Origin of the sequence: Sphingomonas sp. MMS24-J45 (assembly GCF_044881195.1) — a bacterium.
Taxonomy (GTDB): Bacteria; Pseudomonadota; Alphaproteobacteria; order Sphingomonadales; family Sphingomonadaceae; genus Sphingomonas.
Genome location: NZ_CP173255.1, coordinates 2,876,509 through 2,898,836, shown reverse-complemented (window position 1 = coordinate 2,898,836; position 22,328 = coordinate 2,876,509). Strand labels below are relative to the sequence as shown.

The window sequence follows — 22,328 nt, the reverse complement described above, 5'->3', positions numbered from 1 at the left end:
TCGAGATGGCACATAAGAAAGCAGGCGGTTCCTCGCGCAACGGTCGTGATTCGGCCGGTCGTCGCCTTGGCGTGAAGAAGTTCGGTGGCGAAGTCGTCGTCCCGGGCAACATTCTCGTGCGTCAGCGCGGCACGAAGTTCTACCCCGGCACCAATGTCGGCATTGGCAAGGATCACACGCTGTTCGCGCTGACCGAAGGCCGAGTCGCATTCCACCAGGGCAAGCTTGGCCGTAAATTCTGCTCGGTCGAAATGCCGGCGATTGCCGCCGAATAACATCGGGTGACCATCCGGGTTACCCACCAGGGTGACCCGAGGTCTGAACAGACTATCGAAAAGGGAGAGCGGGTCGCCCCGGTCTCCCTTTTTTCATGCTCCCTCCACATCCATTGTCGCTTGAACGTCACGAGAGACAGGCAAGCGGCGGCGACGAGGAGAGTAAAGATGTTCGCTCGGACCCCGAGATTGACGCTGCGGCCCGGCTGGCTGGAGGACGCCCCTGCCCTGACGCAGGCGATTGCGCATTATGACGTCGCGTGCATGCTCTCGCGCCTGCCCTGGCCCTATGCGCAAGCGGACGCCGAGGCGTGGCTGTCACGTCCGCCCAGTGCGGAAGAGGTGAATTGCCTGATTCTGGCCCACGGCGGCGATTACCCAACGCTGGTCGGCGGGATCTCGATCATCCTGCGCGATGGCGAGCATGAGATCGGTTATTGGCTGACGCCAAGCGCACGCGGCCGCGGCTTTGCAACCGAAGCGGGGCACGCCATGCTCGGCATCGCGCGGTATGCGATGGGATTGGATCGCCTGAGCGCCAAGCACTTCGTCGACAATCCTGCCTCGGGCAGAGTGCTTGCCAAGCTGGGGTTCCGGCCCACCGGGGAGACTTTGCTGCACAGCGTGGCGCGCGGGGCAGAAGCCCCCTGCGCGACACTCGAACGCACGTTCGGCCCCGGGGCCGACGCTGCGCTGCAACTCGCAGCCTAAGGGTGCCCAGACTTACCCCGCCCGCTCCGTTCCGGCGAATGCCGGGGTGGAGCGGGCGGATCAGAAGCCGAAATCCTCAATATTCGACCGGCCCGGCATAGTCCGAGAACTTCGTAATGCTCGGTTCGAACCGCAGCGTGACCTTGCCCGTCGCACCGTGGCGCTGTTTCGCGACGATCAGTTCGGCCAGGCCGTCGACGCGCTGTAGATGCTCGGTCCACCGCGCGTGCTTGTCCTGCACGTCGGCCGGGCTGTTCGCGCTCGGGATTTCGGGCTGGGTCATGTTGAGATAATAATCCTCGCGGAACACGAACATCACCATGTCGGCGTCCTGCTCGATCGAGCCCGATTCGCGCAGATCCGACAGCATCGGCCGCTTGTCCTCGCGGCTTTCCACAGCGCGGCTCAGCTGCGACAGCGCCATCACCGGCACGTTCAAATCCTTCGCGATGTTCTTGAGACCGCGACTGATTTCGGAAATTTCCTGCACGCGCCCGTCGCCCGCGCTCTTGGCGGTGCCCGACAGCAACTGCAAATAATCGACCACGATCAGCCCGAGCTGGTTGTTGAGCTTGCGCTGCAACCGCCGTGCGCGGGTGTGCAGCGCACCGATCGACAGACCAGCGCTGTCGTCGATGTAGAGCGGCAGGCTCTCCAGACTGGCGGCGGCGGCGGCGAGCTTGTGGAATTCCGCATGGCTGATCTTGCCCGATCGCAGCACTTCGGAATTGATCCCCGATTGCTCGGCCAAAATACGCCCGGCGAGCTGATCCGCCGACATTTCGAGGCTGAAGAACGCGACCTTCGCGCCCAGTGAGCGATCCGGCTCGATCCCATCGGCCATGTCGCGCATCCAGCGCTGCGCGGCATTGTACGCGATGTTGGTGGCGAGCGAGGTCTTGCCCATGCCCGGTCGCCCGGCGAGGATCATCAAGTCGGAGCGGTGCATACCACCGATCTTGGCGTTCAGGCTGTCGAGCCCGGTCGTGATGCCCGAAATATGCCCGCCCGAATTGAGCGCGATCTCGGCCATCTTGATCGTCATGGTCGAGGCCTGGACGAAGGTCTTGATCTGATTGTCGCTGCCGCCGTCGGCCGCGACCTTGTAGAGTTCCTCCTCAGCCGCCTCGATCTGCGCGCGCGGGTTGACCTCTTCGGAGGTATCCATCGCCCGCTCGACCAGCCCGCGTCCGACCGTCACCAGCGTGCGCAGCATCGCCAGATCGTAAATCTGCTTGGCGAATTCGCGCGCGCCGAGCAGCCCCGCGCCCGATCCGGTAAGCTGCGCGAGATAGGCCGGTCCGCCCACTTCGCGCATTCCCGCATCCTGTTCGAACATCGGGCGCAGCGTGACCGGGCTGGCCAGCATGTCGTTGCCCCGCAGCGTGCGGATCGCGGCGAAGATGCGCCCGTGCAGCGGCTCGAAGAAATGCTCGGGTTCAAGCGTATCGATCAGATCATCGGCAAGACGGTTGTCGATCATCATCGCGCCCAGCATCGCGGCCTCGGCCTCGACATTCTGCGGCAGCGATACGCCCTCGGGTGCGGTTGCGGAAACGGGTGGAGATGCGAATGCTGTGGCCATGGCGCCTTCTCCCAGACGCCACGATTCGGGTCAAACGGGCGCGGCGAGAATAGCGGGGATAAGTTTGGTCGCCCCTCAGCGCATCGCCATCTGGCGCAGCGCGGACAAGGTATCCTGGATCGTCTCGCGCGGCGGTGGCGGCGGCATGTGCGGCGGTTCGACCGCTTCTGGCGCTTCGACGATCGCAGGGGCCACCGGACGTCGCGCGGCGGCAACGCGTTCCAGCCGATCGAGCAGTGCTTGCACCGTCTCGGACGGATCGGCCTTCGCCGGTGCGGGGCGCACCATCGGCGTCAGCGGGAACGTCTCGAAGCGTTCGCCCGGTTCGAAGGTCTGCGGGCGCTGCGGCACCACCGATTCGACCGGTGCGGGAAACCATTTGAGCGGCGCTTCGGGGACGGCCGCCGGATCGAACGCAGCGAGCGGCTGATCGAGATCCTTCGGCAGCGGCTGCTCGATCGGCGCGGGCGGTGCCATCTCAATTACCACCGGAGGCACTTCTGCGGCATCGATATGCACCGGCTTGGCACGCACCTCCAGGAACGGCGTGCCGAGATCGGTATTGGCGAACAGCGGGCGGCGCGCCGGCGCATCGGGGTGCGAATCGGCGCGACGCAGCACGGGCGCGGAGGCACTGCCTTGTTCCGCACCGCGCCCCGGACGCTGCACCAGGATCGTGCGTGTCCCGAACATCAGGAACATCCCGAACCACGTGATCAAACCAACGCCGCCGCCACACAGCAGCACCAGCACCAGCCGCGCGGTCATCCCGAGCGGCGGTTCGGCGGCGGAAAGCACCGCGGCGATCCCGCTGTCGACCACCATCGATTCGAGCAGATCGGTCGGGATCAGCGCAAACATCGCGGCGGTCAACACGCCGACCACGCTCGCGGCAAGCGGCGCGATCGGTAGAATCAGAGGTTTGGAACGGAGGGACTCGGCCATGATGCAGGGGATGGCATAGCACCGGTAAGTTTCTGGTAAACGGGCGCGTAACGCTGAATATTGGTCGCCCAATTGCGCTCGGCCTCGACAAACGCCCGACCCCGTGCGCGCCGCCCGTCCCACGCATCGCGATCGGCCAGCAACGCCGCCAGCGCGCGCGCCATGCCGGCCGGATCGTCGGGCGGGAACAGCGTGCCGGTATCGCCGTCGCGGATCAGCTCGCGATGCCCGCCAACGTCCGATGCCGCGACCAGCCGCCGCTGCGCCATCGCTTCCAAGGGCTTCAGGGGCGTGACGAGATCGGTCAGCCGCATATGCTTGCGCGGGTAAGCGAGAATATCCACGATACTATAATAGCGCTCCACGTCGGTATGCGGCACGCGCCCGATGAAATGGATGTGCTGCGCGACCGGCGATGCCGCTGCCTGCGCGCGCAACGCCTCCTCCATCGGCCCACCGCCGACCAGCACCAGATGCGCCGCGGGGCGCTGCGCCACCAGCAACGGCATCGCCGCGATCAGATCGTCGAGCCCCTCATAATCGTAAAAGCTGCCGATGAACCCGATAACCTCGGCCCCCTCCACTCCGAGCGATGCGGCGAGTGCCGTGTCGTATGGCAGGGGTTCCCCGAACACCGACATGTCGACGCCATTGGGCGAGACGATCAGCTTGGCCGGATCAATCCCGCGCGCGACCAGATCACGCCGCAGCCCGTCGCAAATTACCGCGACCGCATCGGCGCGCTTCACTGCCCAGGTCTCCAGCGCGCGCGTCGCGCGATAGCGCAGCGATCCTTCGGTCCCGGTGCCATTGCCGACCGCCGCATCCTCCCAGAAAGCGCGGATCTCATAAATGATCGGCAGCTTGCGGGCCTTCGCGACGCGCAACCCGGCCAGTGCATCCAGCACCGGCGAATGCGCGTGCAGCACGTCGGGCTTGAAAGCGGCGACCACCTGATCGATCCGGCGCGCAAAGGCGTGGATCTCGCGCAGTTCGCCGAACGGGCTGATCGTGTCCGGCACCGGATCGGTGCGGTAGAAATCGATTCCGTCGACATTTTCCTGCGCCAAGTCGCGCGGGCCATTACGCGGGCCGGTCACCGCCGCGACCGCCCATCCCCGCCGCTGCTGGCTCTTCAGGATCGCCCGCGTGCGGAAAGTGTAGCCGCTCTGCAGCGGCAGCCCGTGGTCCAGGATGTGGAGTATGCGCATGGCCATGTCCTAATCCGCGAGTGCTTAACGGAGCCTCAACCCCACCGCGCGTAGGGCGGATGGATGCAAGGCGTGCCGCAGCCATGATCGACAATCTCGCACTCGCGATCAGCCACGGGTTGATCGCCCTGACGGTGTGGGTCCTGCTGCGCCGCCCCTATCTCGACCGCGAAGGGCCACCGGCCGAACGCAAGCCGAAAGGCCGCAGTCGTGCGTGATCTCGTTTTCGTCGCCTTTCTCGGCGCGTTCTTCGCGGCGGGTTTCCGGCGACCCTTCATCTTCGTGCTGGCCTATGTCTATATCGACATCGTCAGCCCGCAGCGGCTGACCTATGTCCTGCTCAATTCGGTGCCGATCTCGCTGATCGCCGTCGCGTTGACGGTCGGCGGATGGATGCTTGCCGACGACAAGACCGGCACGCGGATCGCGCCGCGCCAGGCGCTGATCGTGCTGCTGCTGATCTATTGCGGCATCACCACGCGTACGGCCGATTTCCCAGTGGACGCGCTCGGCAAATGGGATTGGGTGTGGAAGGCGCTCGCTTTCGCCGCCTTCCTGCCGCTGACGCTGCGCACCAAGCTCCGGATCGAGTCGCTGCTGCTGGTGATGATCGCCTCGGCCTCCTCGATCATCATCGTTGGCGGGATCAAGACGATCGCCAGCGGCGGCGGCGGGTACGGCACGCTCAACTTGATGGTGTCGAACAATTCCGGGCTGTACGAAGGCTCGACCATCTCCACCGTCGCGGTCGCGATCATCCCGCTGATCCTGTGGTTCACGCGCTTCGGCACGATCTTTCCGCCCGACTGGAAGGTGAAGCTGTTCTGCTACGCGCTGGTGTTCGCGTGCCTGCTGATCCCGGTCGGTACGTCGACCCGCACCGGGCTGCTGTGCATCGGCCTGGTCGCTGTGCTGATGCTGCGCGATACCAAGCGCAAGGTCCTGTATCTGTGCCTTTTGGGGGCCGCGGGGCTGATGGTGGTGCCGTTCCTGCCCTCCTCCTTCACCGACCGGATGAGTACGATCAAGACCTATAAGGCCGACGAATCCGCATCGACCCGCCTCGCCGTATGGGGCTGGACCTGGCAGTACGCCAAGGATCACCCGATGGGCGGCGGCTTCGAAATGTACCGCCAGAACCAGATCCGCTACGACACCGAAAAGGTCGAGGGAAACGCGCAGAACGCGACGATCGACAAGAAACTGACCGTCGACAAGGCGCGCGCCTTCCACAGCGCCTATTTCGAGATGATCGGCGAACAGGGCTTCCCCGGTCTCGCGATCTGGCTGCTGATCAATCTCGGCGGCATCATCCGGATGGAGGTGCTGCGCCAGCGCTACCGCAAGGGGGGCCCGGATGAGGCGTGGATCACGCCGCTCGCGGGCGCACTGCAATCCGCGCACATCGTCTATCTGCTCGGCGCAGCGTTTATCGCGATCGCGTTCCAACCGTTCGTCTATATGCTGGTTGGGGCTCAGATCGGCCTCGACACCTATCTCGCGCGCAAGCGCAGCCAGGCGGCATGGCGACCGCTGCGAAAGGCCCCTCGGGCAGGATCGGTCGAGGCGGTGGCGTGAGCCAACGCCACGAACTGCGCGCGTTGACCGGGATGCGCGGGATCGCGGCGTGGTTCGTCGTGCTCTACCACATCCGCCTGTCGATCGCCGGGTTGCCGCCACTCCTGCTCAATGTGTTCGCCAAGGGCTATCTGGCGGTCGATTTCTTCTTCCTGCTGTCAGGTTTTGTCATCTACCTGAGCTGGGGCGAACGGCTGCGCAACGGCGGGCTTAATGCGGTGCCGGGCTTCCTGTGGCGCAGGGTCGCGCGGATCTGGCCGCTGCACCTGTTCATGCTCGGCGGTGCCGTCGCGCTCGCACTCCTGCTGGCCAGCGTCGGGCGACACGATCCGGTTGATTATCCGTTCGCCGAACTGCCGCTGCACCTGCTGCTGCTGCAGAATTGGGGATTCACCGATCACCTCGCCTGGAATGATCCGAGCTGGTCGATCAGCACCGAATGGGCGGCCTATCTGCTGTTTCCGCTGCTCGCACTCGGTATCGACTGGCGCCGTGTGCCAAGCTGGGCGGTGATCGCCGCAATCGCCGCGTCTTTGATGCTGCTCCATGCGCTGATGGCGGGATCACCGACGCTCGGCACCAACATCTGGACCTTCGGCCTGCGCCGCTGCCTGATTGAGTTCGCGGTAGGATCGGCGGTCTGTGCGCTCTGGCTACGCTGGCGCGACGCCCCTTCCCGCGCGACGGTGGGGGCACTGGCGATAGCCGCCGCGTTGCTCATCGCGCGCGCCGCAGGAGCACCCGAAACCCTGACGATCCCCGCGGCCTTCGCCGCGTCGTTGCTCGCACTCGCGCTGACCTCGGATCGCCCCGGCAATCCGCTCGGATCGCGCGCGCTCCATTATCTCGGCGAGATCAGCTACGCGACCTATCTCGGCCATTTCCTGCTGTTCGTGGTGTTCAAGCTGGCGTTCGTCGATGACGCCCGCGCCATCCCGCCAATCCTGATCGCGCTCTATCTGCTGCTCGTGCTCGGCAGCTCGATCGCGCTCTATCACCTCGTCGAACGCCCCGCCCAGGCGTGGTTGCAGGCCCTCCCCCGCCGCCGCCCGCGCACCCCACACGCCGCCTAAGCTCAACCGCCCCCCTCTAAGCGCCACTATTGGCTTGCTATCTGCCATTAGTTTCGTTTCGATAGCGCATCGACATGTTCCGGGAGAGCATCGTGAGACAGAGCCTGCTGCTGAGCTGCGCACTCGCGCCGCTGCTCACCCTCGCCGCCTGTGGCGGAGGCGGAACCGGTACGACCGCCACCACCGCCGCGGTTGCCACCACGCCGTCGCCTGCGCCCGCGCCCGCAACGCCCACGCCCTCCCCCGCCGCGACATCGGCAACGCCCACCGGCGTCGCCGATTTCACCACGGTCGATTTCGCCGCCATCGCCAATTACGCCAGCCCGACCCTGCCCGCCTATTACGACGCGACCGTCGCCGCCGACGACAACACCCCCGCAGGCAACGCGATCACCGACCGCGTCGCGACGCTTGGCCGGGTCCTGTTCTACGACAAGCGCCTGAGCACCAACGACACCACCTCCTGCGCGTCCTGTCATCAGCAGGCGAACGGCTTCACCGACCCGCGCCGTTTCAGCACCGGCGTGTCCGGCGCGGCCTTCACCACCGCACATGCCATGCGGCTCGGCAATATCCGCTATTACCGTCCGGGCAGCATGTTCTGGGACAAACGCGCCGCCAGCGTCGAAGCGCAGGCGAGCCAGCCGATCCAGAACGTCATCGAAATGGGATGGGACGGCGCAGCGGGCGGCCTGCCCGCGCTCATCACCAAGATGAATGCGACCAGCTATTATCCCGACCTGTTCACCTTCGCCTTCGGCAGCGCGACCATCACCGAGGCGCGCATTCAGCAGGCCCTCGCGCAGTTCGAACGCGCGATGGTCTCGGCGGGCAGCAAGTGGGACACCGGCTACGCCACGGTGTTCAGCGCGACGGCGCCCAACCGCAACCTCAACGTCGATCTGGCGAACTTCTCCGCGCAGGAAAATCGCGGGCGTACGCTATTCATGACCGGCCCCGGCGCTGGCGGCGCGGGCTGCGCCGCGTGCCACGTCCCGCCGACCTTCGCGCTCGCCCCCAATTCACAAAGCAACGGCCTCGACGCGGGCGAGACGATCGTGTTCAAATCCCCGTCGCTGAAGAACGTGGCGATCGTCGGCCCCTATATGCACGACGGCCGCCTCGCGACGCTCGCCGACGTGGTGGAGCATTACAATAGCGGGGTGCAGAACGGCCCGGCTCTCGACAATCGGCTGAGGCCGGGCGGCGTCCCGCAGCGGCTCAATCTCTCGGTCGCCGACAAGGCCGCATTGGTCGCGTTCATGCAAACGCTGACCGACACGAACCTTGTCGTCGATCCGAAATTCTCGAACCCGTTCAAGAAGTAACTCAGGCGTCTTCGAGCTCTTCCTGAAGCGCTTCTAGGATCGCATTGTTGAACGCCGGGATATCGTCGGGCTTGCGGCTTGTGATAAACTGTCCGTCGCGCACGACTTCCTCGTCCACCACATCGGCACCGGCATTGGCGAGATCGGTGCGCACCGACGGCCAGCTCGTCATGCGCTTGCCATCGACGACATCGGCTTCGATCAACAACCACGGCGCGTGGCAGATCGCGGCGACCAGCTTCTCGTCATCGACGAACTCCTCGATGATCTCGATCGCACGATCCTCCATCCGCAGCGTGTCGGGATTGGCGACGCCACCGGGCAGCAGCAGCGCCGTGTAATCCTCGGTATCGACGTCCTCGAGCGTCAGGTCGGGCGTAATCGTGTCACCCTTCACGTCATGCTGCATCCCCTGGATCGGGTCGGTCTTGATCGAGGCGAGCGTCACCTTGACGCGGGCGTCGAGCAACGCCTGGCGCGGCTTGAACAGTTCGTCCTGCTCGAAGCCATCGGTTGCGAGGATCAGAACGTGCGCGTTGGAAAGGTCGGCCATGGGGAGTCTCCGGCTGGTGATGCTGGGTGGGGTTCGCGCCGTTCAACCGCCGAGGCACCCAGTCCGTTCCGGAACGATGCGACCATCCGTGCATTCACATCGGCCATGGCGAAGATCACCTATCACGACGACAGCGCACCCGGCATCACCCGCCGCAAGATGCGCCACGGCTGGGGCTATTTCGATGCGGACGGCGCGCGCATCACCGACCGCGAGGAAATCGACCGGCTGAATGCGATCGGCCTGCCGCCCGCCTATCGCGATGCCTGGTTCTGCCCAAAGGCGAATGGCCATATCCAGGCGGTCGGCTGGGATGAAAAGGGCCGCAAGCAATATCGCTACCACACCGGCTTCCGCGAAACGCAGGAGGCCGCGAAGTACGAAGGCTGCGCCAGCTTCGGTCGCAGTCTGCCCAAGCTGCGCGCGAAGGTCGCCGCCGACATGGCGCTGCCTGGCGTCTGCCGCGAGAAGGCCGTGGCGGCGGTCGTGCGCCTGCTCGATCTCGGCCATATCCGCGTCGGCAACGAAGGCTATGCCAAGGCCAATAACAGTTTCGGCGCGACCACCCTGCGCAACCGCCACGCCAAGGTGGCGGGAACCTCGTTGAAGCTCAAATTCCGCGCCAAATCGGGCAAGGAACGGGTGATGACCATCACCGACAGGTCGCTCAGCCGCTTCGTCAAGAAATGCCAGGATCTGCCCGGCCAGCACCTCTTTCAATGGCTCGATGCCGAGGGCGAGCCGCACCCCGTCTCGTCCTCCGACGTCAACGAATATATCCGCGAAGCAACCGGCGGCGATTTCACCGCCAAGCATTTCCGCACTTGGGCGGCGAGCGTGCTGGCGTTCGAGACGCTGGCGACTGCGCGCAGCGACATCGGGCTGAAGGCGCTGCTGGAGCCTGTCAGCGAAGCGCTCGGCAACACGCCCGCCATCGCGCGCAAATCCTATGTCCACCCCGCCCTGCTCGCCCTGGCCAAGGATGGGCAGGCGTCGTTCCGCGCCGGATTGCGCTTGCCGCGCAGCACCGCCTATCTGTCGCGCGCCGAACGCGGGCTGATCGCGTTCCTCGAACCCGACGAAGCGGCCGCCGCCAAGCGCGCCGCGTGAAAGTGACGTAATGAGCACCGCCAACAAATCCGCCGCCATCCTCCCGCCAATCAAGGTGCAGGACGTCGATCAGCAACTCCGCGGCCTGTTCGGCACCACCATTCAGTGGTTCGGTACGCACTGGCTGCAGATCCTGATCGCGATCGGCGTGGCGAGCGTGCTCGTCATCGCCTTCCACTTCATCCGCCGCACCGCGCGCAATTACTGCACGAAACGCAGCGGTCCGGCCAACTGGCTCGCCGTCCTTGCCCGGACGGTTGAGAAAACCGGCAACATCTTCATGGTCGTGGCTGCGGTGAAGATCGTGTCCGCCGCCAATTTCGCCGCGACCCCGGCCGAGGTCGCCGCGACGATCAACTTCCTGTGGACGCTGGTCGCCTGGTTTCAGGTCGCGATCTGGGCGCGCGAACTCATCCTCGGCGGGATCGAAAACCGCACCCACGGCGCGCATTATTCGGGCGAAGCGATCAGCAGCGCGATGGGCATCATACGCTTGCTCGTCAGCTTCGCCGTGTTCGCCATCGCCTTTATCGTCGTGCTCGACAATCTGGGCGTCAACGTCACCGGCCTGGTTGCGGGGCTCGGCGTCGGCGGCATTGCGATCGGTCTGGCGGCGCAGGGTATCTTCGCCGATCTTTTCGCGGCCCTCGCCATCATCTTCGACCGCCCGTTCCGCCGCGGCGACACGATCGCCTATGACACGACGACGGGCGAAGTTGAGAGCATCGGCCTGAAATCCACGCGCATCCGCGCCGCGACGGGCGAGGAACGGATCATCGCCAATAAGCAATTGCTGGAGAAGGAAATCCAGAACATCACGCAGCGCAATTACCGTCGCTGCGTGTTCACGCTCGGGCTGGTGCAATGGACGCCGGTGGAGACGCTCAAGCGCTTCCCGGCGATGCTGAAGGAAGTCGTCGAAAGCTGCGACCAGAAATTCGTCCGCGCCGGGTTCATGAAATTCGGCGATAGCAGCTATGATTTCGATCTCGAATTCGATTCCGAACATGCCGGGTTCAAGGAGTTCTTCGACGCCCGCCATCTTGTCGGCGTCGCGATCATCGAACGGATGAATGCGGAGGGGATCAGCCTCGCTTATCCGACGCAAACCGGCTTCACCGCTGCGCCCGAAGGCGGGCTGATCCTGCCCTATTCGGACGCGCTGGCGACCGCGATCACCGCCTCAACCCCCGCCGCCCATCTGACCACCGACCAATCCGCGCTCAGCAGCCCGGACGAGCCGGAGGGGTGAAGTTGATGATATCCGTTCGTCCTGAGTAGCGATTGAGCGAAGTCGAAAGCGCGTATCGAAGGACAGCGTTTGAGGCACATCCTTCGATACGCGTCTTCGACAAGCTCAGCCGCTACTCAGGACGAACGGAGATTTGAGGTTTCGGGTCAAATCCCACCCTCATCCAAACTCAGCAACGTCGCATTCCCACCCGCACTCGTCGTATCGACCGAAACCGCGCGTTCTGCCACGAAGCGGTGCAGATAGTGCGGCCCGCCCGCCTTCGGCCCTGTGCCCGACAGCCCCTCGCCCCCGAACGGTTGTGACCCAACCACCGCGCCGATCATCGAGCGGTTGACGTACAGATTGCCGACCGCCGCCAGCGCCTCGGTCTCCTCCGCCGCGCGCGCAATGCGGCTGTGCAGGCCCATCGTCAGGCCATAGCCCTTGGCGTTCACCGCGCGGATCGTCTCGGCGAGCTTGCCCGCGGGCCAGGTCGCGACGTGCAGCACGGGGCCGAACCATTCCTGCGACAGTGCGTCGATGCTGTCGATCCGCACCAGCGTCGGCGGCACTAACAGCCCTTCGCTGGGCACATCCAACGTCTTCTCGATCCGCGCGCCCTCGCGGTATCCCATCAACCGGTCATACGCCGCCCGATCGATCACCGGCCCGACATCGGTCGCCGGGTCGGCCGGATCGCCAACCCTCAGCGTGTCCATCGCGCCCTTCAGCATCTCGATCGTCGTCTCGGCGATCTCCTCCTGCAACAGCAGCAACCGCAGCGCCGAACAGCGCTGCCCGGCCGAGCGGAAGGCCGAGGTGACGACATCCGCCACAACTTGCTCGGGCAGCGCGGTGGAATTGACGATCATCGCATTGATCCCGCCTGTCTCGGCGATCAGCGGCACGATCGGGCGGTTATCGTCGGCCAGTAGCGACCGCGCGATCTTCTTGGCGGTGGCGGTGGAGCCGGTGAAGGCGACGCCCGCTATGCGCGGGTCCGCCGTCAATGCCGCGCCAACGTCCGGACCGCCGGGGACGAGGATCAGCGCGTCGGTCGGCACCCCCGCCGCATGCGCCAGCTCCACAGCACGGGCGGCGATGTGCGGCGTCTGCGGCGCGGGCTTGGCGACCACGGTATTGCCCGCGACCAGCGCCGCGACCGTCTGCCCCAGGAAGATCGCCAGCGGGAAGTTCCACGGCGCAATCGTCGCCCACACGCCCCGCCCGTCGAAACGAAGCACGTTGCGCTCGCCCGTCGGCCCGGGCAGCTCAACCGGCTGCAGTCCATCCCGCGCCTGCTGCGCATAATAGCGGCAGAAATCGACTGCCTCACGCACTTCGCCCAACGCATCGGGAATGGTCTTGAAAGCCTCCTGCACGCAGATCGCCATTAGTTCGTCGCGATGCGTTTCGAGGAGATCGGCAAGGCGATCGAGGCAGGCGGCGCGAGCTTCGACCGGGGTGGAGGACCAGCCGGAAAATGCTGCCTGAGCCCTACCAATCGCCTCTTCCGTTCCCCGGCGAAGGCCGGGGTCCAGAGTTGCGGGGGACACCGCTTGAGACCCTGGGCTCCGGCCTTCGCCGGAGAACGAAACAGCAGCCACCGTACGCTCCAGCACCGCCCGATCCGCCAGATCCAACCCCGCCGAATTCCGCCGCCCATCGCCGAACAAATCCACCGGCAGCGGAATGCTCGGATGGCGCGCCCCGCCCACCGCGGCGATCTTCGCCACCGGGTCCGCCAGAATCTCCGCCTCGGTCAGCCGCTCGTCGGCCAATTGATGCACAAACGACGAATTCGCGCCGTTCTCCAGCAAACGCCGCACCAGATAGGCCAGCAGATCGCGATGCCCGCCGACCGGCGCGTACACGCGGCAATGATAGCCATTCTCGCGCACCAGCCGCTCGTACAGCCCATCGCCCATGCCGTGCAGCCGCTGGAATTCGAAATCGCGCGAATTCCCCGCCCATTCCATGATCGTCGCCACCGTCAGCGCATTATGGCTCGCAAAGGCCGGGCGGATGGCCGGCGCATCAAGCATGTCGCGCGCCACCGCCAGATACGACACATCGGTCGCCGCCTTACGCGTGAACAGCGGATAATCGGCCAGCCCCTCGACCTGGGTCCGCTTGATCTCCGAATCCCAATACGCGCCCTTCACCAGCCGCACATTCATCGTCCGGCCAAGCTCGCCCGCCCACGCGACCACTGGCCGCGCGCGCTTGCCATACGCCTGCACCGCCATGCCAAACCCGTCCCAGCCCTGCAGGCTCGGCAGACCCGCGACGGTGCCGATGATGTCGAGGCTCATCTCGAGCCGCTCGCTCTCCTCGGCATCGACCGTCAGCGCAATCCCCAACCCCGCCGCCTGCACGGCGAGCGCCTCAAGCATCTCGGTCAGCGCCGGCACGCACTCGTCCCACCGCGCCACTTCGTAACGCGGGTGCAAAGCCGACAGCTTGACCGAAATCGAATGCCCCGCCGACGGATCGCGCCCCACTGCAGCCACCGCATCGATGTACGCCCGGAAATACCGCGCCGCATCATCTTGCGTCCGCGCCGCCTCGCCCAGCATGTCGAAGCTCGCCGTGAAGCCCTTGTGTTCGGGCTTCTTCATCCGCTTCATCGCTTCGTCGATCGTGCGGCCCATCACGAAGATTTCACCCATCATCCGCATCGCCGCGCCCACCGCCTGCCGCACGAACGGCTCGCCCGCGCGGGAGATCAGCCGACGCAGCGCCGATGGCTTCTCGCCCTCGCCCACCAAGGCGCGCCCGACGACCAGCCCCCAAGTCGCGGTGTTGACCAGCCCCGAATTCGACTTGCCGGTGTGCGCCCGCCAGTCGGCGTCGCCCAATTTGTCGGCAATCAGCAGATCCGCCGTCTCCGGATCGGGCACGCGCAGGAACGCCTCGGCCAGCGACAGCAGCGCCACGCCTTCCGACGAATTGAGCCGATATTCCTGCAGGAACTGGTTCACCCACCCCTTCCCCTGCGCCGCGCGCAGGTCTGCCAGCAGCCCGGCGGCGTGCCCCAGCGTCCTCTCACGCGAATCGGGGGTCAGCGCGGCACGCTCCAACAGCGGCTTTAGAACATCGGGTTCGCTCGCACGGTGCAAAGCGGGCATGGATTTGCGGGCATTGGACGCTACGTCTGGTGTCATGTTCCGGTTTCCGGTCGGGTGAGGCTTGCGCGCGGCGGGCCTCGGTGCCATTTGCCGCGCCACGCACCTATGCGACGATTTGAGCCTTAGGGGAATGCAGTGACCAGCATCACAGTCCAGGAAATGGCCGGCCGCATCGGCACCGAACAGGTGTCCGACTGGGTCGAGGTCAGCCAGGAAATGATCGACAAGTTCGCCGACGCGACCGGCGACCACCAGTTCATCCACGTCAATCCGCAGATGGCGGCGATGACCCCGTTCGGCGGCACGATCGCGCACGGCTTCCTCACGCTCTCGCTGATGCCGCTCCTGTCGTCGAAGATCGTCGACGGCGTGACGATCGAAGGCGTCAAGATGGGCGTCAATTACGGCGGCAACAAAGTCCGCTTCCTGCAACCCGTCCGCTCCGGCAAGCGCGTCCGCGGCCGCTTCAAGCTCTTGAGCTTCGAGGAAAAGCGCCCCGGTCAGTGGCAGCAGACCAACGAATTCACCGTCGAGATCGAAGGCGAGGAAAAGCCCGCGATGATCGCCGAATGGATCAGCCAGATTTTCGTGTAATTCCAGTCACCCCATCCGTCATGCCAGCGCAGGCTGGCATCTTCCTGGGGCGGGCGGCGCGCTCTCCCCATTGATACCCCAGCCTTCGCTGGGGTGACGCTTTGAAAGGAAAACCCGCCCATGCGTTCCGCCGTCATCGTCTCCACCGCCCGCACGCCGATCGGCCGCGCCTATCGCGGCGCGTTCAACAACACTCCCGCCCCCACGCTCGCGTCGCACGCCATCAAGGCCGCAGTCGAGCGCGCCGGGATCGAGGGCGGCCAGGTCGACGACGTCGTGTTCGGCTGCGCGCTGCAGCAGGGGCATCAGGCCGGCAACATCGCGCGCACGTCGCTGCTGCGCGCCGGCCTCCCCGTCACCGTCCCCGGCATGTCGGTCGATCGCCAGTGCGCGTCGGGTCTGATGGCGATCGCCACCGCCGCCAAGCAGATCATCACCGACAATATGGACATCACCATCGGCGGCGGCGTGGAGAGCATCAGCCTCGTCCAGACCCCGCAGATGCGCGTCGCCGCCGATCCCGAGCTGATCGCGATGCACAAGGACGTGTATATGGCGATGCTCGGCACCGCCGAAGTCGTCGCCGAACGCTATGGCATCAGCCGTGAGGCCTGCGACGAATACGCGCTGGAATCGCAGCGCCGCACCGCCGCCGCCCAGGCCGCCGGCTACTATGACGCCGAAATCGTCCCCACCACCGCGACGATGGCCGTCACCAACAAGGAAACCAAGGAAGTCACCTACAAGGAGGTGACGCTCGCCAAGGACGAGGGCAACCGCCCCGAAACCACGCTCGAGGGGCTGCAGTCGCTCCAGCCCGTCATGGGCCCGGGCAAGAACGTCACCGCCGGCAATGCGTCGCAGCTTTCGGACGGCTCCTCGGCCAGCGTGCTGATGGAGGAATCGCTCGCCTCGAAGCGCGGCCTTCAGCCGCTCGGCCGCTACGTCGGCATGGCGGTCGCGGGCACCGAGCCCGACGAAATGGGCATTGGTCCCGTGTTCGCCATCCCCAAGCTGCTCGAACGCTTCAACCTGAAGATGGACGATATCGGCCTGTGGGAGCTCAACGAAGCCTTTGCGGTGCAGGTGCTGTATTGCCGCGACAAGCTCGGCATTCCGAACGAGCTGCTCAACGTCAGCGGCGGCGCGATCTCGATCGGCCACCCCTACGGCATGACCGGCGCCCGCGCGACCGGCCACGCCCTGATAGAAGGCAAGCGCCGTGGCGCGAAGTACGTCGTCGTCACGATGTGCATCGGCGGCGGCCAGGGTGCGGCCGGGCTGTTCGAAGTCCTCTGATCGATCGCCACTAAGAAGCGAAAGGGCGGCGTCGGGCAACCGGTGCCGCCCTTTCTGCGTCCGGCCCACGCCATTTGACTCGGATCAAAGTGCCGCACCCTTCCCCTGCGGCACACTCTCCGCGTTGAGGAGGAGGGGCCGATGACTGCTGCCGCGCTGACCGCCATGCCGACCACCGAAGGATTGAAGCGCCAGATCGTTGACGAGACGATCCTGTCCCCGCGTTTCTACACCACCGATTTCGCCGCGCTCGATCGGCTGGACGTGGAGCCGGTCCGCGCCGAGTGGGACGAATTGCTGGCGGTGATGGAGGCCGACCCCAACCGACTGCATTTCCGCAAGAAGGAGCCGTTCACCGGCATCGTCGAGACGCTTCCGGCGGACGTGCGCGAGGAATTCGTCTCGTTCATGGTTTCCTCGATGACGTCGGAATTTTCCGGCTGCATCTTCTATTCGGAGATCGCGCGGCGCACCACCAACCCCGAGATCCGCCGCCTGATGAAGCTGCTGACCCGCGACGAAAGCCGCCACGCCGGCTTCATCCGCGACAGCTTGAAGGACGCAGGCCTGCCGATCAGCCTGTCCTTCCTCACCAAGGCCAAGACCTATCACTATTTCCGACCGAAATTCATCCTGTACGCGACCTATCTTTCTGAAAAGATTGGCTATGCGCGCTACATCGTGATTTGCCGCCATTTGCAGCGGCACCCCGAGCACGCCTTCCATCCGCTGTTCAGCCGTTTCGAGGAATGGTGCAACGACGAGTATCGCCATGGCGAGGCGATCGCCCTGCTGATCCGCGCCGACCCACGGCTGACACGCGGCATCAACCGGCTGTGGATCCGGTTCTTCCTGATCTCCGTCTATGCGACCATGTATTGCCGGGATCACATGCGCCCCGCGCTGCACAAGGCGATGGGGCTCGACATCACCGATTATGACTATCGCGTGTTCGAAACCTGCACCGCGATCAGCCGGCAGGTCTTTCCGATCCTGCTCGACACCGACTCCCCGCGCTTCCGCGCAGGCATGGAGGCGCTACGGCGCGCCTCGGTCCGGCTGGAGGCAGCGCGGCAGCAACGCGGGATCACCCGCACACTGGCCCGCACGGCCGCCATCGCGGCGACGGCCTGGGCCTTCCTGCGGCTATACGTCCTGCCGACCAAAGAGAATCCCCCGCCCGACAGGATCCTGGCACCCGCGGTGTGGTAAAGGCTCCAGCGCGGCCACTCGAGTGGCATTACGGCCAACCGCGCGCTGATCGAATACAAGCACGGCGCCTTCGACTACGTCGTAGTCATGATGGGCATCAGCGGCGGCTAGGTCGGCTGTTCGAGGTGCTGTACGCCGCGTGGTGCGGCGGGTTGGACGGGGCGGCGACATTAGGCCGACCCCGCCTTTCTGGCGATCATGCCGTACGCTTTCTTCACGGGAGTTCGCCGAACCACACTGCTTTCTCAGAACTGCTCGTGACAATCGGCAGAAATACGCGTTCTGCCTGCCGGTAAATTCCGCCCCCCTCCTGAACATGACGCAACGCCGTGAGTGTGGTACGACAAAAAAGTACACCTGCGCTTTGTACGCGCCCGTCAGACGGATCCGTGTAGGAATAGCTCGCGATCAGACCGCCGCTGATTTTCACCGGATCAACGCCAAAGGTTGTCGCAATGTTCTTGGTATTAACAATGCTTCCGCCAGCTTTATCTAGATCAACACGCAAGATCGAACCGATCTTGCCCTTTAGCCGCTCCTGGCGCGCTGCTTCCGCTATGGTCACGAGGCCCTTGTCATCGGGACTGGTGGCCTTGGCGAGGAACGCGTCGAAACGCGACACCGCCGCATCAAGCCGAGCGGCCTTCGTCGCTTGAGCCCCCTTCGGCTCTTTGGGCAGCGCGTTACGCGCGGTCACCGCGCCTTCGCGGAGGCCCGACAGCGTATCGACACGCTGAAGAATTGTTTGACCGGCCCAGTCTTTACCATCGTCCAACATCTCATCTGCTGGGAACGTCGGTACAGATAGCAGATACGCGTTGCCGAGTCGTTGGGTCGTGGCCGTCGCCAATGCACGCGGCGTGAGAGCTGTCATATCGATGCCGGAGACTGTAGTCTCCGCTCGAAACAGCCCGGCGACCGCCGAAACGGCAGCAACCGCCATTTGTGGAGTAAGGCGATTTGGCGACGGTCTCGCGTTGATACCGGCGTTGCTGAATGCCTGGCGTAGCCCGTCGAGCTGCGCACGCACAGTGCCCAGCAAGTCAAAACGTGCGCTCTCGTCGCCAGCGAGCACGAGATATCCCTTTCCTACTCCAAGCCCTGGCTTTCTAAGAGAAATATACTCGGCAGCCTTATTCAACGCGGCGGTGGCTAAAATTGTAGCTTCGATGCTACCCGCGCCGCTTCCGAGGCTAGTCGTCCCACTGAAACTCGGCAGGCCCAGTGCATCTATTTTGGCTTTGGTCAGTGCCGCTTCGGCGTTCTTTTCCGCTGCTCGCGCATTAATTAACGCCGTCTCGGAACTGAGTCGGGCCGTTTCCGCGACAGTGGCAGCATTTGGATCGTCTTGTGCCGCCTTCGTTCCGGTTGAAACCATCGCGGCCAAAATTACAGCAACTATTTGAGCCGATTTAATTTTTCGCATCATCCCCCTCCCCAACAGAAAAATAAAGATCACACATCAATCGGCATATGTCGACTCATTCTGCAAACAATATGCCTTGATGTGTTCTACCAACCATTCTGATGATACGTAATTGACTCTCCACATCCGCCAACGGCATGATTACGCAGTATGAGTCATCTTGCATGGGGGATTGGGATGCGGGGCCTGGCGAAGATCACACCTCATGTTATTATAATCATGATTTTATTGTTTTGTTCAAAGAATGTGAGTGCGCAATCCGCGACGCCTGTGGATACAGCCGGCCCAGGTATCAACGATGTGCAACGCCAGGCGTCTAAGATTGCAGATAAATATACAAAATCTATAAACAAAGGACTTAAAGGCAGAGAATTCTTAGAGATTTATCGCGCTACCCTAAACGCATCTTATAGAGACACCCTTTCGAAGTCACCAAATGCGCTTGCTGAATATAAAGACAGGGCAACAAAGGCCATTATTGGGGGAACTCCGGTAGGCGAAACAATCAACCCTATTAAGGATATTGTATCGCCGCCTCCTACGCCGTCTTTGTTAGATATCGACCCGCGATATCAGCATAATTTCCTTGCCCTAACTGGCCATTCATCTTTACGTGATCGCATCTGGGGTGGTTTGCCGACCTCACTGTATCTGAATACAGTCGTCATTGTCGGCGGCACAAATTTGTGCACCGGAACGGTGATCGGCAAGAGAGCAGTGCTGACCGCGCAGCACTGCCACTGCGGAGGTGTTAGAGCCACCGTATATGTGGGCAATACGCTCGACGACTCACAGCCCGGCTATAAGATCGAACGCAGCGTTCCCATGAAGCCGTGCGGCGGCCCAGACGGTGACGCCGCCGATGTCGCGCTCATGTTCGTTGACCGGGATTTCGATGCAGCCGTGGTACCGGTAAAATTGGCCACGTCGGCGCAAATCAACCAGGCACAGTTCATGCGCGCGGTGGGCTTTGGCCGCACCGAGGCAGGCACGGTTGGACACAAAATGATGGTCGATCTTCCTGTCGCAACACCAGACTGCCTGGGAAACGTTTCCACGACCATCGGCACGAAGTCCGATGCCGCTTACTATCAATGTATCGCTGGCATCGAACTGGTGGCCGGGGCCCCTGCGCTGAACAAGGATACGTGCAATGGCGACAGCGGCGGGCCGCTTTTCGTGTCCGATGGGAATAATGGGCAGGTCCTTGCCGCTGCTACATCGCGCGCTGTCGGTGTCCCAGGGGCACGTAGATGTGGCGACGGCGGAATCTACGTTCGTGTGGATGGACCGATAGGAGCCTGGATCGCTTCGCAAGGGATTTAGGCGACCCGCCGATCCGGAAAAGTCCGCTATCGCCTAGACTGGTCCGACGATACCGGATTGCATCGCCCACGGGACGGCTGCCGTACAGGTTGGAACGCAGCTTTCTCCGGTTTCCATAAGTTTTTCCCCGTCGTACACACCCCGCATCTGCCATCCTCGGCAAAGCTCTTTGAAATCGCCGGTCGGCACGCAAGCCGCCGGGCAGGAGGCACGCACCCTTGCCGCCATGATCCATCTGACTTTAACGCGGGCAAACGATCGCCTCCCCCCCGGCCAAACCGGGAGCAGCGCAGCGATGGGTTTATTTATTACCGCGCGAGGCCTAATCTTCGCAGCCGCCCGCGCCGCGCCCCCCCCTTGCGGGCACAACTTTCGCAACTTTCGGGGCACCCCTCACCCGTGCGCGGCGATCCATTCTTCCAGCACCGGCGCGATTTTCGTCCGCCATTTGGAGCCGTTGAAGATACCGTAATGCCCCGCGCCCTCGGCCATGTAATAACGCTTCTTGTCGGCAGGCAGGCCGGTCGCAATGTCGAGCGCGGCCTTGGTCTGGCCGAGGCCGGAAATGTCGTCCTTCTCGCCCTCTATCGCCAGGATCGCAATGTCGGTGATCGCCGCCGGATCGACGCGGCGGCCCCGGTGCAGCATCTCGCCCTTGGGCAGGGCATGATCCTGGAACACCACGTCGATCGTCTGCAGATAAAATTCGGCGGTCATGTCGCAGACCGAGCGATATTCCTCGTAAAAATCCTTGGTCTGCTCGGCTTCCAGATCCTCGCCCTGCACCAGATGCTTGAACATCTCGTAATGGCTCATCATGTGGTTGCCGAGGTTCATCGACATGAATCCAGCCAACTGCAGGAACCCGGGGTATACGCGGCGACCAGCACCCGGATATTGCGCCGGGATCGTCGCGATGACGTTCTGGCTGAACCAGCTATGCGGCCGCTCGGTCGCCAGCGTGTTCACCGCAGTCGGCGCCTTGCGGGTGTCAATCGGCCCGCCCATCATAGTCAGCGTCTTGGGCCGACACGGATTCTTGTCCGCGCTCATCAGGCACGCTGCGGCGTAGCACGGCACCGATGGCTGGCACACGGCGAGCATATGGGTGCCGCCCTGCCCTTCGTTCGGGCCGATCTTCTCCAGGAATTCGATCAGATAATCGACATAATCGTCTAGATCGAACGTGCCATCCGACAGCGGCACCAGCTTCGCATCGCGCCAATCGGTGATGTAAACATCCGCGAACGGCAGCATCCGCTCGACCGTCCCGCGCAGCAGCGTGGCGTAATGGCCCGACATCGGCGCCACGATCAGCAGCTTCGGCCCGCCCGTCACGCCAGCGCGCACGAAACGCTTCAACTGGCCGAACGGCTTGCGCAGCACGATTTCCTCGGTCACCGCGACCTCTGCACCGTTGATCGTGGTCGAGTGCAGCCCGAACTCAGGCTTGCCGCGCGGTGCGGCGGCATGGGCGAATACCTCAAGCGCCGAGCTCAGAATCTGACCGCCGCCGAAATAGGCGAAGGGGTTGGCCGGGTTGCTCAACAGCTCCGCGCTGAAATCCGCCATCGCGCTTGCACCGGCCAACATCGATTTCTGCATTTCATACGCACTGTACAGCATACCGGACATTCCAATTATCGAGGTGCCACCATAGCGGCGGAGCATTACGGTTCGCTTAAGCTTATGCCGCACTGCGGTAAACGGCAACCAATCGTTTCGCGTTAGCACCGT

General features: G+C 63.9%; 19 protein-coding genes. 12 read left to right on the top strand and 7 right to left on the bottom strand.

From position 1 onward, the window contains the following. The first annotated feature begins 5 nt into the window (after positions 1-5). Both rpmA and AB5I39_RS14055 read left to right on the top strand, forming a co-directional pair. On the top strand, positions 6-275 hold the full coding sequence (rpmA, locus tag AB5I39_RS14060; protein ID WP_404368076.1) for a 50S ribosomal protein L27: 270 nt from the start codon (positions 6-8) through the stop codon (positions 273-275). A 168-nt stretch (positions 276-443) separates the two neighbouring features. Beyond that, positions 444-986 (top strand): GNAT family N-acetyltransferase, encoded by a 543-nt coding sequence (locus AB5I39_RS14055; protein WP_404368073.1) that lies wholly within the window; start codon positions 444-446, stop codon positions 984-986. A gap of 76 nt (positions 987-1,062) precedes the next feature. Here the strand turns inward: AB5I39_RS14055 and AB5I39_RS14050 are convergent, their stop codons facing one another. The 3 genes from AB5I39_RS14050 to AB5I39_RS14040 form a co-directional block, all read right to left on the bottom strand. Then, complete coding sequence (locus tag AB5I39_RS14050) at positions 1,063-2,571, bottom strand: replicative DNA helicase (RefSeq protein ID WP_404368070.1); 1,509 nt, start codon at positions 2,569-2,571, stop codon at positions 1,063-1,065. Between the two features lie 75 nt (positions 2,572-2,646). Further along, on the bottom strand, positions 2,647-3,516 hold the full coding sequence (locus AB5I39_RS14045) for a hypothetical protein (RefSeq protein WP_404368067.1): 870 nt from the start codon (positions 3,514-3,516) through the stop codon (positions 2,647-2,649). After that, entirely contained in the window at positions 3,486-4,727 is a 1,242-nt protein-coding gene (locus AB5I39_RS14040; protein ID WP_404368064.1) for a TIGR04063 family PEP-CTERM/XrtA system glycosyltransferase, read from the bottom strand. Before AB5I39_RS14040 ends, AB5I39_RS14045 begins: the two co-directional genes overlap by 31 nt. Positions 4,728-4,810: 83 nt before the next feature. Here AB5I39_RS14040 and AB5I39_RS14035 point away from each other — a divergent pair, with 83 nt between their 5' ends. The 4 genes from AB5I39_RS14035 (at position 4,811) to AB5I39_RS14020 (ending at position 8,706) form a co-directional block, all read left to right on the top strand. Continuing rightward, positions 4,811-4,945: a hypothetical protein gene (locus AB5I39_RS14035; protein WP_404368061.1), complete on the top strand. Its 135-nt coding sequence runs from the start codon at positions 4,811-4,813 to the stop codon at positions 4,943-4,945. Next, on the top strand, positions 4,938-6,305 hold the full coding sequence (locus tag AB5I39_RS14030) for a putative O-glycosylation ligase, exosortase A system-associated (protein ID WP_404368058.1): 1,368 nt from the start codon (positions 4,938-4,940) through the stop codon (positions 6,303-6,305). The genes AB5I39_RS14035 and AB5I39_RS14030 overlap by 8 nt, the downstream gene beginning before the upstream one ends. Continuing rightward, positions 6,302-7,378, top strand: coding sequence for an acyltransferase family protein (locus tag AB5I39_RS14025; RefSeq protein ID WP_404368055.1), 1,077 nt, complete (start codon positions 6,302-6,304; stop codon positions 7,376-7,378). Before AB5I39_RS14030 ends, AB5I39_RS14025 begins: the two co-directional genes overlap by 4 nt. 92 nt (positions 7,379-7,470) lie before the next feature. Beyond that, entirely contained in the window at positions 7,471-8,706 is a 1,236-nt protein-coding gene (locus tag AB5I39_RS14020) for a cytochrome-c peroxidase (RefSeq protein WP_404368053.1), read from the top strand. 1 nt (position 8,707) lies between these two features. Here AB5I39_RS14020 and AB5I39_RS14015 read toward each other — a convergent pair whose 3' ends face one another. After that, positions 8,708-9,259, bottom strand: a complete 552-nt coding sequence (locus AB5I39_RS14015) for a type 1 glutamine amidotransferase domain-containing protein (RefSeq protein ID WP_404368050.1) — start codon at positions 9,257-9,259, stop codon at positions 8,708-8,710. Between the two features lie 105 nt (positions 9,260-9,364). Between AB5I39_RS14015 and AB5I39_RS14010 the strand changes: the two genes are divergently transcribed. Both AB5I39_RS14010 and AB5I39_RS14005 read left to right on the top strand, forming a co-directional pair. Then, complete coding sequence (locus AB5I39_RS14010; RefSeq protein ID WP_404368048.1) at positions 9,365-10,369, top strand: DNA topoisomerase IB; 1,005 nt, start codon at positions 9,365-9,367, stop codon at positions 10,367-10,369. Between the two features lie 10 nt (positions 10,370-10,379). After that, complete coding sequence (locus AB5I39_RS14005) at positions 10,380-11,621, top strand: mechanosensitive ion channel family protein (protein ID WP_404368045.1); 1,242 nt, start codon at positions 10,380-10,382, stop codon at positions 11,619-11,621. Positions 11,622-11,767: 146 nt separating this feature from the next. Here AB5I39_RS14005 and putA read toward each other — a convergent pair whose 3' ends face one another. Beyond that, positions 11,768-14,770 carry a bifunctional proline dehydrogenase/L-glutamate gamma-semialdehyde dehydrogenase PutA gene (gene putA / locus AB5I39_RS14000; protein ID WP_404368042.1) on the bottom strand — a complete coding sequence of 1,001 codons (3,003 nt, stop codon included), beginning with the start codon at positions 14,768-14,770 and terminating at the stop codon, positions 11,768-11,770. A 123-nt stretch (positions 14,771-14,893) separates the two neighbouring features. Here putA and AB5I39_RS13995 point away from each other — a divergent pair, with 123 nt between their 5' ends. The 3 genes from AB5I39_RS13995 to acsF all read left to right on the top strand — a co-directional run bounded on the left by AB5I39_RS13995 (position 14,894) and on the right by acsF (position 17,839). Next, positions 14,894-15,328 (top strand): MaoC family dehydratase, encoded by a 435-nt coding sequence (locus AB5I39_RS13995; RefSeq protein ID WP_404374167.1) that lies wholly within the window; start codon positions 14,894-14,896, stop codon positions 15,326-15,328. Between the two features lie 120 nt (positions 15,329-15,448). Next, positions 15,449-16,627: an acetyl-CoA C-acyltransferase gene (locus AB5I39_RS13990; protein ID WP_404368039.1), complete on the top strand. Its 1,179-nt coding sequence runs from the start codon at positions 15,449-15,451 to the stop codon at positions 16,625-16,627. A gap of 141 nt (positions 16,628-16,768) precedes the next feature. Next, positions 16,769-17,839 carry a magnesium-protoporphyrin IX monomethyl ester (oxidative) cyclase gene (acsF, locus tag AB5I39_RS13985; RefSeq protein WP_404368036.1) on the top strand — a complete coding sequence of 357 codons (1,071 nt, stop codon included), beginning with the start codon at positions 16,769-16,771 and terminating at the stop codon, positions 17,837-17,839. A 214-nt stretch (positions 17,840-18,053) separates the two neighbouring features. On the opposite strand, the gene AB5I39_RS13980 is transcribed toward acsF, so the two are convergent. Next, entirely contained in the window at positions 18,054-19,298 is a 1,245-nt protein-coding gene (locus AB5I39_RS13980) for a hypothetical protein (RefSeq protein WP_404368033.1), read from the bottom strand. 117 nt (positions 19,299-19,415) lie between these two features. Here AB5I39_RS13980 and AB5I39_RS13975 point away from each other — a divergent pair, with 117 nt between their 5' ends. Next, positions 19,416-20,591 (top strand): S1 family peptidase, encoded by a 1,176-nt coding sequence (locus tag AB5I39_RS13975; RefSeq protein ID WP_404368031.1) that lies wholly within the window; start codon positions 19,416-19,418, stop codon positions 20,589-20,591. Between the two features lie 393 nt (positions 20,592-20,984). Here the strand turns inward: AB5I39_RS13975 and AB5I39_RS13970 are convergent, their stop codons facing one another. Continuing rightward, positions 20,985-22,217, bottom strand: a complete 1,233-nt coding sequence (locus AB5I39_RS13970) for a polyhydroxyalkanoate depolymerase (protein WP_404374165.1) — start codon at positions 22,215-22,217, stop codon at positions 20,985-20,987. Positions 22,218-22,328: the final 111 nt, after the last annotated feature.